The organism is Psychrosphaera sp. B3R10 (genome assembly GCF_018861025.1).
GTDB classification, from domain to species: Bacteria; Pseudomonadota; Gammaproteobacteria; order Enterobacterales; family Alteromonadaceae; genus Psychrosphaera; species Psychrosphaera algicola.
In genome coordinates this window covers 113,930-131,043 of record NZ_JAHKQH010000008.1, presented here as the reverse complement: position 1 = coordinate 131,043, position 17,114 = coordinate 113,930, and the positions used below count along the sequence as shown (strand labels likewise).

At 40.7% G+C, this 17,114-nt stretch carries 13 protein-coding genes; 9 read left to right on the top strand and 4 right to left on the bottom strand.

Annotated features, from left to right (window positions below; all coding sequences use genetic code 11):
• The first annotated feature begins 72 nt into the window (after positions 1 to 72).
• From mfd to KO525_RS03485, 5 genes are read left to right on the top strand one after another with little or no spacing between them, the layout of a single operon-like run.
• A complete protein-coding gene (gene mfd / locus KO525_RS03505) occupies positions 73 to 3,600 on the top strand; it encodes a transcription-repair coupling factor (RefSeq protein WP_215962401.1) in 3,528 nt (1,175 codons plus the stop codon).
• Complete coding sequence (locus tag KO525_RS03500; RefSeq protein WP_215962400.1) at positions 3,597 to 5,243, top strand: CsiV family protein; 1,647 nt, start codon at positions 3,597 to 3,599, stop codon at positions 5,241 to 5,243. The genes mfd and KO525_RS03500 overlap by 4 nt, the downstream gene beginning before the upstream one ends.
• An 8-nt stretch (positions 5,244 to 5,251) precedes the next feature.
• A complete protein-coding gene (locus KO525_RS03495; RefSeq protein ID WP_215962399.1) occupies positions 5,252 to 6,064 on the top strand; it encodes a purine-nucleoside phosphorylase in 813 nt (270 codons plus the stop codon).
• Positions 6,065 to 6,074: 10 nt separating this feature from the next.
• Positions 6,075 to 6,830, top strand: coding sequence for a deoxyribose-phosphate aldolase (gene deoC / locus KO525_RS03490; RefSeq protein WP_215962398.1), 756 nt, complete (start codon positions 6,075 to 6,077; stop codon positions 6,828 to 6,830).
• Positions 6,830 to 7,261, top strand: coding sequence for a hypothetical protein (locus KO525_RS03485; RefSeq protein WP_215962397.1), 432 nt, complete (start codon positions 6,830 to 6,832; stop codon positions 7,259 to 7,261). Before deoC ends, KO525_RS03485 begins: the two co-directional genes overlap by 1 nt.
• A 164-nt stretch (positions 7,262 to 7,425) precedes the next feature.
• Here KO525_RS03485 and KO525_RS03480 read toward each other — a convergent pair whose 3' ends face one another.
• The gene (locus tag KO525_RS03480; protein WP_215962396.1) at positions 7,426 to 9,849 is read right to left on the bottom strand and encodes a Lon protease family protein; all 2,424 of its coding nucleotides are present in this window, start codon (positions 9,847 to 9,849) and stop codon (positions 7,426 to 7,428) included.
• Positions 9,850 to 10,121: 272 nt separating this feature from the next.
• On the opposite strand from KO525_RS03480, the gene leuS reads away from it, so the two are divergent.
• The 4 genes from leuS to nadD all read left to right on the top strand — a co-directional run bounded on the left by leuS (position 10,122) and on the right by nadD (position 15,054).
• A complete protein-coding gene (gene leuS / locus KO525_RS03475; RefSeq protein ID WP_215962395.1) occupies positions 10,122 to 12,707 on the top strand; it encodes a leucine--tRNA ligase in 2,586 nt (861 codons plus the stop codon).
• A gap of 97 nt (positions 12,708 to 12,804) precedes the next feature.
• The gene (lptE, locus tag KO525_RS03470) at positions 12,805 to 13,290 is read left to right on the top strand and encodes an LPS assembly lipoprotein LptE (protein ID WP_215962394.1); all 486 of its coding nucleotides are present in this window, start codon (positions 12,805 to 12,807) and stop codon (positions 13,288 to 13,290) included.
• A 4-nt stretch (positions 13,291 to 13,294) separates the two neighbouring features.
• A complete protein-coding gene (holA, locus tag KO525_RS03465; protein ID WP_215962393.1) occupies positions 13,295 to 14,338 on the top strand; it encodes a DNA polymerase III subunit delta in 1,044 nt (347 codons plus the stop codon).
• A 26-nt stretch (positions 14,339 to 14,364) separates the two neighbouring features.
• Complete coding sequence (gene nadD / locus KO525_RS03460; protein ID WP_215962392.1) at positions 14,365 to 15,054, top strand: nicotinate (nicotinamide) nucleotide adenylyltransferase; 690 nt, start codon at positions 14,365 to 14,367, stop codon at positions 15,052 to 15,054.
• Positions 15,055 to 15,170: 116 nt separating this feature from the next.
• Here the strand turns inward: nadD and KO525_RS03455 are convergent, their stop codons facing one another.
• From KO525_RS03455 to serS, 3 genes are all read right to left on the bottom strand, one after another.
• Entirely contained in the window at positions 15,171 to 15,464 is a 294-nt protein-coding gene (locus tag KO525_RS03455) for a DUF3301 domain-containing protein (protein WP_215962391.1), read from the bottom strand.
• A gap of 11 nt (positions 15,465 to 15,475) precedes the next feature.
• The gene (locus KO525_RS03450; protein ID WP_215962390.1) at positions 15,476 to 15,709 is read right to left on the bottom strand and encodes a hypothetical protein; all 234 of its coding nucleotides are present in this window, start codon (positions 15,707 to 15,709) and stop codon (positions 15,476 to 15,478) included.
• 81 nt (positions 15,710 to 15,790) lie between these two features.
• Positions 15,791 to 17,104 carry a serine--tRNA ligase gene (gene serS / locus KO525_RS03445; RefSeq protein WP_215962389.1) on the bottom strand — a complete coding sequence of 438 codons (1,314 nt, stop codon included), beginning with the start codon at positions 17,102 to 17,104 and terminating at the stop codon, positions 15,791 to 15,793.
• Between the last annotated feature and the right edge of the window lie 10 nt (positions 17,105 to 17,114).

Sequence of the window (17,114 nt, the reverse complement as noted above, 5' to 3'; positions counted from 1 at the left end):
AACGTAAAAGGCACTTACATCCAAAACACAATCACGTTACAATAACTGTAATTATATCTAGTATTAGGATGCATGGTGACCAAACAAACTAGTGCCCCCGCTCAATTTCCGCGTCTGTTAAACCTGCCATTTCCAAAGAGCAAAGATCAATCGTCAAAAATTGATAGAGTATCCTGGAGTCGATTAGCAGGTTCAAGTAAGTCTATAGCCATCGTTGAAGCGGCGCTGCATAGCGAGCGCGTGACAATTGTTGTAACTGAAAATACCCCACAGGCCCACAAACTAGAAATTGAGATCCGGTCGTTAACTAAGTTATATCAGTTACCTGTATTTACGTTTCCCGATTGGGAGATCTTACCCTACGATACATTTTCGCCGCACCAAGACATTATTTCCCAACGTCTGTTAACACTGCACCAATTGCCAAGGTTGACCAAAGGCATTGTCATTGTGCCGGTGGCAACTATGTTGCACTTTATCGCCCCTAAACGTTACATAGAGCAAAATAGCTTTATTTACCATGTTGGTGATACCTACAACATTAACCAAATAAGCAAACAACTGCAGTTAAATGGCTACCGCAACGTTGAACAAGTCGTTGAGCACGGCGAGTATTCTCTGCGCGGTTCCATTTTAGATATTTTTCCGATGGGCAGTAAAAAGCCGTTTAGGTTAGATTTTTTTGATGATGAAATTGATACGATCCGCACGTTCGATCCCGATACGCAGCGTAGTGAAGACAAAATAAACAACATTAATTTATTGCCCGCTCACGAATTCCCACTCGATAAGTCCGGTATTGAGTTGTTCCGTCAAAACTATCGTGAGCAATTTCCGGTACGAAATGAAAAAGGCAGCTTGTATAAGTTAGTTACCGAAGGCAGTTTTCCAGCAGGAATCGAATACTACCTACCACTGTTTTTTGATCAGGTAGAAACCTTATTCCACTATTTTCCAGACAACAGTCAATTGGTGCTTGTTGGCGACATTGAAGCGCAAGCAAAGCTTTACTTAAGTGACAATGAACGTCGTTACACCAATTTGAATGTCGACCCACTTCGTCCTCTTTTACCTCTTAAATCTTTATTTTTAAACGTAAACGAGCTGTTTACACAGTTTAAACAGTGGCCACAAATAAAAATTATAAACGAGGTTAAAACCGCTGCTGGACATGTCAATGCCAATACCAGTGTCATTGACGACATAGCAATAAACAGTCAGATAAAGCAGCCCTTTACTAAGATCATTGCTCATATACTTGAGAAAAAAGAACAAAATGGTCGAGTATTATTTAGCGTAGAGACCGCGGGTAGACGTGAAACGCTTTTAGAATTGTTAAAACAAGCCAATATTAAGCCTACGGTTTGTCAGTCAATATCTGATTTTGTCGATAATAAAAGCGACATCGGTATTGTTATATCGTCACTCGAACACAGTTTTACGTTATTGAGTGAGTCCTACAATGCCATTTCAATCGTCACTGAAACGGAATTGCTCGGCGGTCGCGTCACTCAACGTCGACGCCATCGCAAAGGTAAATCGATATCGACAGACGCCTTAGTTCGTAATTTAGCGGAACTAAACATAGGTCAGCCTATTGTTCATATAGAGCATGGCGTTGGCCGCTATTTGGGACTTCAAACCATCGACGCTGGTGGCTTAAGCAGCGAATTTGTCTCCATAGAATATTCAAATGCAGCAAAGTTGTATGTACCAGTGGGTAACTTGCATCTATTAAGTCGTTATTCAGGAGGCGACTCAGATACCGCACCATTAAACAAGCTTGGCAGCGACGCATGGGAAAAAGCTCGGAAAAAAGCGGCTGAAAAAATTAAAGACGTTGCCGCAGAACTGCTAGATATTTATGCCCAGCGCGCGGCAAAACCGGGTTATAAATACGATTTGGATAAAGATTCTTATCGCCAATTTAGCGCCAGTTTTCCATTTGAAGAAACAGACGATCAACAACAAGCAATTAGTGCCGTTATTAGTGATATGCGTTCACCAAACGCGATGGACCGACTTGTCTGTGGTGACGTTGGGTTTGGTAAAACAGAAGTGGCCATGCGGGCAACCTTTGTCGCGGTCAATGATTCTAAACAGGTGGCAGTGTTAGTTCCTACCACGTTATTAGCGCAACAGCATTTTGAAAACTTTGTGGACCGATTTGCCGACTGGCCGATAAAAGTTGAAGTATTATCTCGTTTTAAAACAGGTAAACAACAAACAGAAATACTCAAACAACTGGAAAACGGCACAATAGATATTATTGTTGGTACCCATAAACTGATCCAAGAAAACATCAAGTTTAAAGACTTAGGCTTACTGGTAATCGATGAAGAGCACCGTTTTGGTGTTAAGCAAAAAGACGCCATTAAGAAACTTAGAGCGAACGTCGACATATTAACGCTGACAGCAACGCCAATTCCGCGAACGCTCAATATGGCGATGAGTGGCATGCGCGATTTATCCATCATCGCAACCCCGCCTAAAAAACGTTTAGCCGTCAAAACGTTTGTACGACCATTTGATATGGAGCTAATTAAAGAATCCATATTACGTGAAACGAGCCGCGGTGGTCAGGTGTACTTTTTACATAATAATGTTGAAACCATCGAACAACGTTGTCGAGAAATTGAAGCATTATTGCCAGATATTAGGATCACCTTTGCCCACGGACAAATGCGTGAACGCGAACTTGAACGGGTAATGAGTGATTTTTACCATCAACGCTACAATGTCATCGTCTGCACCACAATAATTGAAACTGGTATCGACGTACCTACTGCCAATACCATTATAATGGAACGTGCTGACCGACTTGGTTTAGCCCAACTACATCAGCTTAGAGGACGCGTTGGTCGTTCCCATCACCAAGCGTATGCGTATTTGCTCACTCCACCACCGAAGTCAATTTCAAAAGATGCGGTTAAACGTTTGGAAGCCATAGAGCAACTTGAAGATCTCGGCGCGGGCTTTGCCTTAGCAACACACGACTTAGAAATTCGTGGCGCTGGTGAGTTACTTGGCGACGACCAACACGGGCAAATTCAAACCATTGGATTCACCCTATATATGGACATGCTTGAACACGCGGTAGAAGCTTTAAAACAAGGGAAAGAGCTCAGCTTAGATGCACTAACATCTAAACAAACAGAAGTCGAACTGCGCCTTCCGTCACTGTTACCAGACAGCTATATCCCAGAAGTTAATCTACGGTTAAGTTTATATAAGCGAATTGCAACCTGTTCTGACGTACCTGAATTAGACGATATTAAAATTGAGCTCATCGACCGATTTGGTTTATTGCCCGATGCGACTAAAAACCTATTTAGGATAAGTGAGTTTAGACAGCGTGCACAAGCCATTGGCATAACGAAAATTGAAGCCGGCCCGAAAGGCGGTTCGATAGAGTTTGCGGAAAGTACGTCAGTTGATCCGATCTTTTTGATCTCACTCATTCAACAGCATCCAGACACGTATAAATTGGATGGTGGCAATAAATTAAAATTTGCTATTGAAAACAAAGATGCGGAAGATAGACTCAAATTTGTAAATTCACTTCTCAACGACTTTGAACACAAGGTAAAACCAACATGATGTTTAAGTTTCGCCGGCCGAATCTTTTACCCAAGCCCCTATTTTCAGTCGTCTGTTTAACATTCGCCTTTCAGTCTTTAGCAGTTAATGCTTTTGACATTAATAATGACGACGATGCTAAGACCGTAAATCAACGAGTGCCTACCGAAGAATTAGTCGAGGGCATAAAATCCAGTGATGGTCGTTGGTTTGAAGTTGAAATGATTGTATTTGCGCGCAAAGACGCGTCGTCGACGCGTGAACTTTTTGACAATACGATTAAAAATTTAAAACCCCGCAGAAAGTGGGATTTGTTATCGCCGATGTTTACCCCGGATTTAACTCGTTATTTGGCTAACTTAGATAATTGTTGGTCTGAACGCGACCCGTTTACTGATCCAAGCTATGTTAATCTATCTGAGTCACTGGATTTACCTGCCTATGCTGAACAAAATGAAACAGGTTTAAACGATGAAGCTATTTATGACGACATCGATGGCGAGCGCTTCGATAATGAGCCTGTAAATACCGCTGATGGCTCTTTATATAAAACAGCTGAAGGCTCTGATTTTGCTATGGTAAATGGCAACGATATTACCGAAGGTGAAGCCGACAAAGTTGAAATTATCACTTTATCGGATGATTTGGCTGAAATTCAACAAGCTAATCGGTTTTATCAGCAGTTTACGCAATATCAACAACTAATGGACTCCAATTGGCAATTTAGCGCCAATTTATGTTTGTTGCCTAATGAATCAAAGCCGCTTGTTTGGCAGTTAATATCTGGCAACCTAACTAGCACCAACACATACAATCAAGCCCTGCCAGTCACGGACATGAAAAAGCGACCTACCGGCCCAGATTTTGATGACTTACATAATGTCTATCTGTTGTCCCCTGACAACCTACAGTTAATGGCCCATTATAAAAAAATAGAAGCCCAACCAGACCTTACACCAATCATCCACATGGGGTGGCGTCAGCCTGGACTTTCAAAGCAACGCGCTGTACCCGTTTATATTGTAGCTGGTAAAAATTACACCGATGATTTCCGATACGACGGTACACCCAAATTTTCATTGCCAGAAGCGCAATCAACCGATCCAGTTTTAGACCGATTAACGTCGTTGCCTGACGACAAAAACAGTCAAAACACGCTTTACAATGAACCTGTTTTTGATTTACAAAAAGCAGAAAAAACTAATGTTCAATTGTTTATGGAAAAACTTCAAAACGGCGCTGTAGTTGATTTTAAAAACAATACGTTAAAAGCACCTAAATCAAAGCATCTGCCTGATTCTACATGGCAATTAGATGGCACGATTACCGTGCATTTAAATCATTACCTCTACCTCGACGCAAAATTTAATTATCGCGAACCGGTTACCCAACAGATAAATACTGATTTGTTTTTAAACGATATTGACCCACTTCTGGAGAAAAATGAAACGGATGAGGCGTCACTGTCAACTTCTGTTGTCATTTCGGCTATGAAAGAAGATCAGAACTTAATGACAAATAACATAGATGGCAGTAAATTGGATTTAACCGTGTTAAAACACTATCCATTTGAACAAACCAGACGAAGTTATTCAGGTGATCTACACTATTTAGACCACCCTAAATTTGGAGTAATTTTCCAAATTCGAAAATATCGTCATTAAGGAATTTTGTGAATAAACCATATTTAGCAAGCGCAGAGTATATTAAGCAACACATTGGCGACTTTAAACCTAAATACGCCATTATTTTAGGCAGTGGTCTCGCCGACATTGCTAATGATATTACCAATCCAATCGTGATCAAATATCAAGATATCCCAATGTTTCCGGTCAGTTCAGTCAGTGGCCACCCTGGCGAGCTAATCGCGGGATATCTCAATGATGTGCCTGTATTGTGTATGAAGGGCCGCTTTCATTATTACGAAGGTTTAAGCTTCGACCAAATTGCGATCCCAATTAGAACCCTTAAAGCTTTGGGCGCAGACGATCTCATTTTAACCAATGCCTCAGGTTCACTTAATTCGGAAATGACCCCAGGCAGTTTGATGATCATCGAAGATCACTTAAACTTCTCTGGTGTTAACCCCCTTGTTGGTATTAATGATCCTGATATAGGCCCTCGATTTGTAGACTTAACTGAAACCTATAAAAATGAACACATCAAAAATTTACGTTATGCCGGTGATAGCTTAGATATCGACTTGTTTAATGGCAATTATATTTGGGTATCAGGTCCAACATTTGAAACCCCCGCAGAAATTAACGCCTATCGTATTTTAGGGGCAGATGCCGTTGGGATGTCTACTGTGCCAGAATCAATCTTAGCGCGTCATTGCGGCATGAACGTTTGTGGAGTTGCTGCAATTACTAATTTAGCTGCAGGTTTAAGTGAACACCATTTGAGCCACGACGAAACGTTAAGCCAAGGCAAGATCGCAGGCCAGAATTTACGTCGTTTATTAACCACATTTGTCACACTATAAACTCAATAAAATGCCAAATATGCTTCCCCATGAACTTATCGCGTTTATTGATTTAACCAGTCTAAATGACAATGACCAATGGCACGACATTGAATCTTTGGCTCATCGGGCAACCACTGACTTTGGTCCGGTTGCCGCGTTGTGCATTTGGCCAAAATTTGTTGAACAATTAGCGCAACTTAATACACACCAAGAATTAGCCATCGCCACTGTCATTAATTTTCCATTGGGCTTAGATTCACCAGACGTCTGCTTAAAACAGGCCGAACGTGCAATTATCCAAGGTGCCAATGAAATTGATTTGGTGATCCCATATTCAGATTTAATTAAGGGTGATTCAAAACGAGTGGCTGATGTGGTGCGGGCGGGTAAAGAAGCCTGTAAAAATACCGCAAAGTTAAAAGTGATCATCGAATCTGGTGAATTAGTTACTGAGCGTAATATCAAAATCGCATCCGAGATCAGCATTGAAAACGGCTGTGACTTTATCAAAACCTCCACCGGTAAAGTGCCAATTAATGCCACTCTAGATGCGGCAAGATACATGTTGGAAACCATTAAAACTTCAAATCTCGATATTGGATTTAAAGCCTCCGGCGGCATAGGCAATTACGCTCAAGCCATTGAATACGTTAATTTAGCAAAAAATATGTTTGGTCATGACTGGCTAACAAACAAGCATTTTCGATTTGGTGCCAGTAGCCTTTTAAACAGTTTATTATCGCCAAATAAAGCGGGTCAAATTGCAAAAGAAGGAGATTATTAATGCAGGAACAATTACCGATTACGATAAACTCTGTTGGCGTTTTCGAACGTGATGAACAACAACAAGCACCGCTATTTGTTAAGTTAGAAGCATGGTTTAACTTTCAAGCATTAACGTTAAATTGGTATTCGGACGAATCAAAAATTCACAGCTTTGCGTTTGTATTTATCGCCGATAATCAAATAGACAAGTTGCAAGTTGATAGCCCAGAAGACTGGACTGTTAGCCAACTTGATCACACCCAAGTGTTAATAAAGCCATCTGGCTATCATACCGATGTGAAATTTATTCTGGCCAATGCCGATCTTAAACAAATGATGGATGGTGCGATGCCGGTAGAACGATTTTTTAGAGCTATTGCGCTTACCATCATCAATCAACAAGCGGTCATTAAACAACTAAAGTGCATTCCAAATCCCGACCTAAATTAACTCGACAAAACTCAACCTCATTAAAGTCTGATTTTTCAGTCTCATTTGGCAACCCATTTAATCGCGGATCCCACCCAGAGGTATTCACAGCTGGGGTTTACTTATTGATGTTTATTATTACCAATACAAAACCGATGTACTGCTAAGGCATTTTGTCATGCCTGTTATTCAGAAAAGTCACTATTTACAATATCCGCTATATGACGCAATCGTTGTGACGCTATACCGTTAACGGAGTCTCGCGGGTAACGTCCGCGTGAAGACAACACTCCAGCTTGTTTGCCGGTTAATATCGTCAAGGCATCATCAACATGGTCAACCGCATAAATATGAAAACGGCCTTTTTTAACCGCATCGATGACTGTTTTATTCAAAATTAAGTTTATGCAATTAGTGCGAGGAATAATAACGCCCTGCTCACCCGTTAGCCCGCGAGCGGTACATAAGTTGAAAAAGCCTTCTATCTTTTCATTCACGCCACCGATTGACTGAACTTGCCCATGTTGGTTAATACTGCCTGTGATTGCAATAGACTGGTTAAGTGGGATTTGAGTAATTGCTGATATCAGCGCGCATACTTCCCCTAAACTGGCACTATCTCCGTCAATTTGCCCATAACTCTGTTCTAAGGCAATATTTGCGGAAAACGATAAGCTAAAGTCTTGAGCATATTTATTACCAAGATAACCGGTGAGTAACATGACGCCTTTAGAATGTATTGATTTGCCTAAATCGACTTCGCGTTCAATATCAACAATGCCATTTGAGCCAGCATATACAGTAGCGGATATGCGAGCCGGAGTGCCAAATGTTGTATCACCGATATGCAATACTGTTAGTCCATTAAGCTTACCGACAGAAAAGCCCGAGGTATCGATTAAAATTTGGCCCTCTTGAATATCTTCTAAAAAGGATTCACTAATTTGACCAGTCCGATACTGCTTGCCTTCCAAAGCCTGCATGACATTTTCCCGCTGAATTACAACTGGGCCCGCTTCGGTACTAAAGGGTTCTGCTTTGTGCGATTTTTTTGCATAAAATTGTGATTCGCAGATCAATTCCAAAACGTCGGCAAATCGTGCCGATAACTTATGTTGATGCTCTGCCTGACGAAAGCTGAAATTCATCAACTGTGACACCGCATCGCTGGATAATTCAAAATTATGTGACTTCGCAAATTGTTTGGATTTTTGCACAAAACCATACATGGCTTTGTCGTTTAGTGAGATGTAATGCTCAAAATCGGCCAATACTCGAAACAATTCACTAAATTCGTTGTCATGTTCCTGCATCAAGTAATATAAGTCCCGACTTCCCATCATGATGATTTTTACATCAAGCGGGATCGGTTGCGGGGTTAAACTTGAAACGTTAACTATATTAGGTTCAAAAACCGGTGATTCCATTCTGATCTTTTGGCTTTTCAGGGCCAGTTTTAAAGATTCCCAAACAGCCGCTTGTTCTATTAATTTATCCGCTTCGATTAACAGATAACCGCCGTTTGATTGATGCAAGGCTCCCGGTCGTATCATCCGATAGCTGGTATAAACCGACCCTTGTACAGAACTGTATTCAATCTTGCCAAACATATTCTGAAACGTTGGATTAGGCTCGTATATGATAGGCGCGCCATCTGTGGCGTTTTTTGAAAATAAAATATTGGGTAACAACTGTTCTTCAAGGGCCTTTCTGACGTCTATTTCTTCGCCACTTTTTTCTTCGTCCGCTTCACCAGCCATTAACTCTTGAACTAGCTCAACTAGGGTAGATTTCATATCACGAATAAATTTTATGACGCCTAAGTCTGCTGCATAGCTGTGCTCTAAGTCTTTAATTAATGGCCGTAGTGCTGTTTCTATGGTTTCAATTGTGAGATTACGTTGTTGTTCCGATGTTTCTCTTTTCCACTGAGGTAATTCTAATAACGATTCATTTAGAAAAACTTCAAGTTCTGAAATGCGCTCGTAAAAATTCTGTCGGGTTGCTTCATCTAGTTGCGTAAAATCAGCATCATTTACAGGCTTACCGTCAACGACTGGGGCAAAGCTTACAGATCCCTTTTCTTCATATAGAATAATTTGGTTTTCGAGTGCTTTAGACTCAACAACTTCTAAAGCCGATTCGTACTTAAGATTAAACTCACGTTCAATAGCGCGTTTTTTTCTTTGGTACGCAGGGTTGTCAAATGCCGCAGGAAACGTATCCATAAGTTCGTCAATAAACGAATCAATATCATCAACCAGCTTTTTACTTTCCCCTGGCGCTAAGCGGATATAATTAGGGCACCTATTGTCGTCAAAATTGTTGACGTAGCACCATTCAAATGGCGTTTCTTTGGTTTTAGCGACTTCCTGCAATAGATTATCTATAAGGGTATGGCGACCCGTTGCAGGTTCCCCCATTACAAACAAGTTATAACCATTCATTTCCATATCTAAGCCAAATTCTAACGCACTTTGAGCACGTTCTTGGCCGATAAAATTAACAGGTGCGTCGATATTTGAATCCAATATATTGGCGATTTTTTCTTCGTCAATAATGGGTTCTAGAGTGTCAGGGGACAAAATAAACGGTTTAATTAATTCCATGATTTACAACAAAAACAATCCGGTAGAAACGCAATAGTCATAAGTCTATACGCAAAATTCCCCTAGTGCATGATTTGTTTTGAACAAGCGCTGAAAAAACCACCGGTTTGGGCTTTAAAACATGGCCTTTTTACTTGTTGCAAAGTGCCTAATTAGTTATGCTTACGCCCTATAATAACTGCCAAAAACGGTAGACACTTTCGCGACGAATACCAGCAAAATTAAATACCTTGTTCCGCGACAAAACCATATCTAAACATTGAGATCATTACATGCAAGCTGAATATAATCACCAGGAAATTGAACAACGTGTTCAACAACATTGGGCAAACAATAAATCGTTCAAAGTGACGGAAGATGCGTCTAAAGAAAAATTTTACTGCTTGTCGATGCTGCCTTACCCAAGTGGCCGTTTACATATGGGTCACGTAAGAAATTATACCATTGGTGACGTGGTCTCTCGTTTTCAGCGTTTAAATGGCAAAAACGTAATGCAGCCTATGGGTTGGGATGCGTTTGGTCTGCCAGCCGAAAACGCTGCAATAAATAATAATACGGCCCCTGCAAAGTGGACCTATGAAAATATTGACTACATGAAAAACCAACTTAATAGCTTAGGGTTTGGTTACGATTGGGACCGCGAAGTCGCAACGTGTACACCAGAGTATTATCGCTGGGAACAATGGTTCTTCACTAAGCTTTATGAAAAAGGGTTAGTTTATAAAAAAACAGCCACGGTAAATTGGGATCCAGTTGACCAAACCGTACTTGCAAACGAGCAAGTTATTGATGGCCGCGGATGGCGTTCAGGTGCCCTTGTTGAACAAAAAGAAATTCCACAATGGTTTATTAAAATTACAGATTATGCAGAAGAATTGTTAACGGATTTGGATCAATTGGAAGATTGGCCTGAGCAAGTTAAAACAATGCAAAAAAACTGGATTGGTCGCTCAGAAGGTGCAGACATTCAGTTTAAGCTTGAAGGTTCTGACGAGACATTAACGGTTTACACAACTCGCCCAGATACATTAATGGGAGTTACTTATGTGGCCGTTGCAGCGCAACATCCACTCGCTTTAGAAGCTGCCAAAACCAACCCAGAGCTAGTGCAATTTATCGAAGAATGCAAAAACCAATCAGTGGCAGAAGCTGATATGGCGACGATGGCTAAAAAAGGGTTTGACACAGGCTACCGTGTTTTACACCCTTTGACAGGTGAAAGCATTCCAGTTTGGTCTGCAAATTTTGTCCTTATGGGGTACGGTACAGGTGCGGTAATGTCAGTTCCTGGGCACGACCAACGTGACTGGGAATTTGCAACCCAATACCAATTATCAATTAAACAAGTTATTACCAGTTCTGACGATTCGACTGTTGATTTAAGCGTTGAAGCTTATACGGAAAAAGGCCCATTAATTAATTCTGGTCAATTTGATGGCCTTGAGTTTCAAGCTGCATTTGATGCAATCGTTACCGAATTAGAATCAAAACAATTAGGTCAACGTAAAGTAAATTACCGTTTACGTGACTGGGGCGTATCTCGTCAACGTTACTGGGGCGCACCAATTCCGATGGCGACATTAGAAGACGGCACTTCTGTTCCTATTCCAGAGCAAGACTTACCGGTTGTATTGCCAGAAGACGTAGTTATGGATGGTGCCGCGTCACCAATAAAAGCAGATCCTGAATGGGCGAAAACCACCATAAATGGTCAAGCGGCATTCAAAGAAACTGATACATTCGATACCTTTATGGAATCTTCATGGTACTACGCACGTTATTGTTCACCAGATAGCGATGACATGATGCTTGACCCGAGCAAAGCTAACTACTGGTTGCCGGTTGACCAATATATTGGTGGAATCGAACACGCGATTTTACATTTGTTGTATGCCCGCTTCTTCCACAAACTTATGCGTGATGTTGGTCTTGTAGACTCAGACGAACCGTTTAAACGGTTATTGTGCCAAGGCATGGTATTAGCGGAAACATTTTATCGTGAAGAAGACAATGGCGCCAAAACTTGGTTTGCTCCGCTTGATGTGGAAGTTGAACGTGATGAAAAAGGCCGAGTCTCTAAGTCTTGGTTAATTTCAGACGGCCAACCCGTGTTATCTGCTGGTATGTCAAAAATGTCAAAGTCGAAAAATAATGGCATCGACCCACAAAAAGTTATCGACCGATTAGGTGCCGATACCGTTCGCTTATTTATGATGTTTACCGCGCCTCCTGAACAAACGTTAGAATGGTCTGACTCGGCTGTTGAAGGTTCGCACCGCTTTATTAAACGTGTTTGGAAATTAGCTCAAGATACCATCGCAGCAGGTTTAATATCTGAGTTGGATGTAAGTGCATTAAACAGCGACCAGAAAGCTCTTCGCCGTGACTTACATAAAACCATCGACAAAGTGACAGACGATTTAGACCGTCGTAATACATTTAATACCGCTATTGCAGCGATTATGGAATTGATGAACAAACTGGTTAAATCGCCTCTGGAAACAGACGTAGATAAAGCTGTGATGTTCGAAGCTATAAAAGCTGTTGTAGTCATGCTCGCCCCTATTACTCCACATGTATGTCATGAGTTATGGGCACAGCTAGGTCAAACTGACGATATTTTGTCGACGCCTTGGCCAACTGTAGACCGCGATGCATTAGTTGAAGATGAAAAACTGATCGTAATTCAAGTTAACGGTAAAGTCCGTGGCAAGATAACCGTAGCGGCCGATGCAACTGAAGAGTTTATTAAAGAAGCCGGCGCCAATGAAAACAACGTAGCACGTTTCTTGTCTGATAAAACCGTTCGTAAAGTTATCTTTATCAAAGGTAAGTTGCTTAATATTGTTGCTAACTAATCCGTTAGATTAGCCGCAGTAGCTAAGTTTATGTGGTCAGCCTTTTCTAAGGCTGACCAAGTTTTAATGGTCAATAAAATCAACAAAGGCAGATAAAATGAAAGCGATATGGTTGTTAATAATTGTTGTCATTTGCAGCTCGCTTAATGGCTGTGGCTTTCGATTAAAGGGCCATTACTATCTCCCCGACTCATTAAAAAAGATCCATTTATCATCTGACAATAAATTTAGCCCTTTAGCTAAGCAGGTTGAACGACGATTAACGCAAAACCAAGTGGACTTAGTTAAGAAGAAAACAGCTAACATTGCTGAGTTACGAATATTGCCCGAGCAGTTTCAGCGTAAAACATTGTCGTTGTTCCCTAATGGTCAAGTCGCCGAGTATGAGCTAATTTATTTAGTTCGATACCAAGTGCAAAAACCAAATAAAGAACCGCTTAGTTTTAACTTTGAATTAAGTCGCGAGTTTCAGGACGATCCGAATAACGCATTAGCAAAAGAACGTGAACGTCAGCTTATATTGTCTGAGCTTCGTGTTTTAGCCAGTGACCGTATTTTGTCTCAGCTGATGATGATCCAATAACACGATGAAAATTTACGCCAATCAAATTCAGCAAAACCTATCTAAAGGCCTTTCAAATTGCTATCTATTGTTTGGTGATGAACCATTTCAAATTGATGATTGTCGTAAAAAGATCAAAGCCGCCGCCAAACAGCAAGGGTTTGACGAGTTTATTCGATTAGCTGACGACGACCAATTTGACTGGCTCGACGTAGCCCAACATTGTCAGGCGATGTCCCTATTTTCTGATAAAAAAATAGTCGAAGTTGAGCTTAACAGCAATAAAATTGGCAAAGCAGGTTCAGAGGTTTTAAAGCAAATCGCACCTGAGTTGGATGAAAATACCATTTTAGTGTTGTTCGGCCCTAAACTTGATGCCAACCAAACTAAAAGTGCTTGGTTTAAAGCCTTAGATAAAGTTGGTTTATACATTCCCGTTTATGAAATTGACGGGAATCACCTCACTCGTTGGTTACAACAGCAATTAGTCGAACATGGCTTGAGTATGGATACAAATGCCCAACAATATTTGCTTAATTTTACTTCGGGCAACTTATTGGCAACGGCGCAAGAATTACAAAAACTCAATATGGCTCTAGGGCAACAACAACACATTGATATTAGTATCATTGAACGGTTTGTGGCTGATCAGGCTAAATACAGCGTATTTCAGTTTATAGACAGCATATGGGCTGGCAATAGCCAACGCTGTATGACCATTTTGCAACGACTCAAGTTGGAAGATTTTGAACCGAATATAATTATGTGGTCACTGCAAAAAGATTTAATGTTGTTAACTCAGTTACAATCTGCCATTGTGAAAGGCCAACCACCGACCCCCGTATTTGATAAACACCGAGTTTGGAAAAACAAACAAAACGTATTTCTTAATGCTGCAAATAAACTGCCAGCGACCGCGGTTAACGAAGCTTTAAAATTGTTGTCAGAAGTCGATTTTGCGATTAAAACATTTTCGCCTCAATGTCCTTATTCAATGTTTGCTCATATTGCCTTGTTGTTAACGGGCAATGCCAACATTAGCGGATTAAAACTTCCGCTCATCCGTTAACTTGTTTAGCCAGTGAACTTCTGAAAATGACTCAACAACCTACGATATCAATCGATAGTAAAACCAAAGAAAAGGCGGAACCAAAAAAAGTCGCCATTTTTGGAGGCAGTTTCGACCCCATTCATTTTGGGCATTTAACGCCTGTTTTTGATGCTGTCACACAATTTGATATTGGAAAGTTAATCTATTTACCTTGCTATAAACAACCCTTGAAAAATAGCTGTGCAACTAAGAGTCATCATCGACTTAATATGTGTAAATTGGCATTAGCGTCTGTGCATAGCCCCATACCTACAGAAATAAGCGAATTCGAACTTGAACAAATGGGCAACAGCTACACAATAAATACGCTAAAAAATTTTAAACAGCTAGAACCCAATACGGAGTACTACTTTATTGTTGGTATGGATTCGTTATTAAGTTTCACCCAATGGGTTGAGTGGCAAAATATACTAGAAGTGTGTCATCTTATCGTCATGGCAAGGCCGCAATACAAGTTGCAACTAGACATACAAGAAAATACTACTACGCAACCGACGCTCGCACCGGTACTTATTCCGTTTTTAGGTAAACGGATCCATATTGTGGAAAATGCGTTAATTGATATTTCGTCCACCGAGATAAGACAAGCCTTTAAAAATGATGATGCCGATAGATTACAAGATTGGTTACCGCAACAAGTAGCCGCATATATACAAAACAATCAGCTTTATTGACACATGTTTGGTTAGATTACGGTACTTGCTGGAAGATTTAACACTAGGTTAACTAATAACGCTTGTATTGAAGATAAGGTACGAATGGTACCGTTGACTTTTCACTGCTAGGTTGACTAGCTCCAGTGTGAGATTTGATTGACTTTGCCGTTGATGATTTCAATTTCACCTTGCTTCGCGGTAATCCCCTCTGGACTATAATTTAAATCAAAAGTCACAACAATGTTAACCCCTTTTTTAATTCTTACTCGAATTGTTCCCATAGCGACCGACAGCAGTTGTAAACCATGCTTATTGCAATAGTCCTCGGCTGATACTCTGGCTAATTCGGCAAAACTCCGGATTTTCCAAAACACACCTATGATGATAAAAAACAGCATCAATATCCAGACAGAGGTTAAATCAAACATAGTAAACGCTTCTAATTTCCAGTAAACAGATTGTAAGCAGCAAAACCTTGCCACACTAATGCAGACACTCCAGCAATCATCACAAACCAATAAAACATGGTCATCAAACGTCTTGCTAAGCTAAACGGTTTTTCCTTTTTAACTGGTTTGTCACCTGATTTACCACCCGCTTTTTCGGCTTTTTTATCAGCTTTAGCTTGCGCTTTTGCCGCCTTTTTATCTTCTTTAGCGTCGTTATCAGCCATAATTTTTCTTATTTTTATGCTCAAAGTATAATCGGGGCAAACTTTGCCCCGATTCTAAACTGCAATTCGACCAATTTTAAATTAATCGATTAAAGTAATGCCGTTCATATAAGGGACTAAAACTTCTGGTACGTTTATCGTGCCGTTTTCATTTTGATAATTTTCCAATACTGCAACTAACGTACGACCTACTGCTAAACCTGAGCCATTCAGGGTGTGGACTAAGTCAGGTTTCTTCGCACCTTTCGCACGATAGCGTGCTTGCATCCTACGCGCCTGGAAGTCGCCCATATTTGAACATGATGAAATTTCACGATACGTATCTTGAGCTGGTAACCATACTTCGAGGTCATAGGTTTTAGTCGCAGAGAATCCCATGTCACCCGTACATAAAATGACTTTACGATATGGTAAACCAAGCAATTGTAAGATTGATTCGGCATGACCAGTTAATTGCTCTAATGCATCATCTGAGTTTTCTGGTTTAACTATTTGCACTAACTCAACTTTGTCGAATTGATGTTGACGAATTAACCCTCGAGTATCACGGCCATAAGAACCGGCTTCAGAACGAAAACACGGCGTGTGAGCCGTTAATTTAAGTGGTAATTCAGCTTCTTCAAAAATAACGTCGCGTGCGAAATTTGTTAATGGAACTTCCGCAGTCGGAATTAAGCTCAATTTGCGTGAGTCTTGTTCATCGGCATTGTCACTTTGACCTGTGATTGGCTGAGTATGAAACAAATCTTCCGCAAATTTAGGTAATTGACCTGTACCCTGCAAACTTTCAGGGTTGACAAGATAAGGCACATACGCTTCTGTATAACCGTTATTCTCTGTGTGTTGGTCTAACATAAATTGCGCTAACGCTCGATTTAGACGAGCAATTTTGCCTTTCATAACAGTAAAACGAGCACCGCTTAATTTGGTGCCCATTTCAAAATCTAGGCCTTTGTTTAATGCTTCACCTAGGTCAACATGATCTTTAGGTTCGAAATCAAATTGCTTTGGCTCGCCCCATTTCAAAATTTCAACATTGTCTTCTTCTTTTGCACCAACCGGTACGTCGTCATGCGGTAAGTTAGGCAACCCCATAGATAAAGTGTCTATGGTTTTTAGTAACTCTGACAATTCAACTTTGGCGGCATCTAACTTATCGCCGAGATCAGCAACACTTGCCAGCAAGGGTTGGATATCTTCGCCACGCGCTTTTGCTTGGCCAATCGATTTGGACTTAGTATTACGTTCGTTTTGTAGGTCTTGCGTCGAAGATTGTAGTTCTTTTCTGCGCTCTTCTAAATTGACTAACGTTTCTACATCTAATTGAAATCCACGAGTTGCCAGTTTTTCCTGCGCAGTATTAATCTCGCTTCGTAGAAATTTTGAATCTAACATGTTTCGTAAC

Coding starts and splice junctions, on each gene's coding strand:
- nadD (WP_215962392.1), top strand. CDS start 14,365: ATGACTCAACAACCTACGATATCAATCGATAGTAAAACCAAAGAAAAG.
- deoC (WP_215962398.1), top strand. CDS start 6,075: ATGCCAAATATGCTTCCCCATGAACTTATCGCGTTTATTGATTTAACC.
- KO525_RS03450 (WP_215962390.1), bottom strand. CDS start 15,709: ATGGCTGATAACGACGCTAAAGAAGATAAAAAGGCGGCAAAAGCGCAA.
- KO525_RS03500 (WP_215962400.1), top strand. CDS start 3,597: ATGATGTTTAAGTTTCGCCGGCCGAATCTTTTACCCAAGCCCCTATTT.
- KO525_RS03455 (WP_215962391.1), bottom strand. CDS start 15,464: ATGTTTGATTTAACCTCTGTCTGGATATTGATGCTGTTTTTTATCATC.
- serS (WP_215962389.1), bottom strand. CDS start 17,104: ATGTTAGATTCAAAATTTCTACGAAGCGAGATTAATACTGCGCAGGAA.
- KO525_RS03485 (WP_215962397.1), top strand. CDS start 6,830: ATGCAGGAACAATTACCGATTACGATAAACTCTGTTGGCGTTTTCGAA.
- holA (WP_215962393.1), top strand. CDS start 13,295: ATGAAAATTTACGCCAATCAAATTCAGCAAAACCTATCTAAAGGCCTT.
- leuS (WP_215962395.1), top strand. CDS start 10,122: ATGCAAGCTGAATATAATCACCAGGAAATTGAACAACGTGTTCAACAA.
- mfd (WP_215962401.1), top strand. CDS start 73: ATGGTGACCAAACAAACTAGTGCCCCCGCTCAATTTCCGCGTCTGTTA.
- lptE (WP_215962394.1), top strand. CDS start 12,805: ATGAAAGCGATATGGTTGTTAATAATTGTTGTCATTTGCAGCTCGCTT.
- KO525_RS03480 (WP_215962396.1), bottom strand. CDS start 9,849: ATGGAATTAATTAAACCGTTTATTTTGTCCCCTGACACTCTAGAACCC.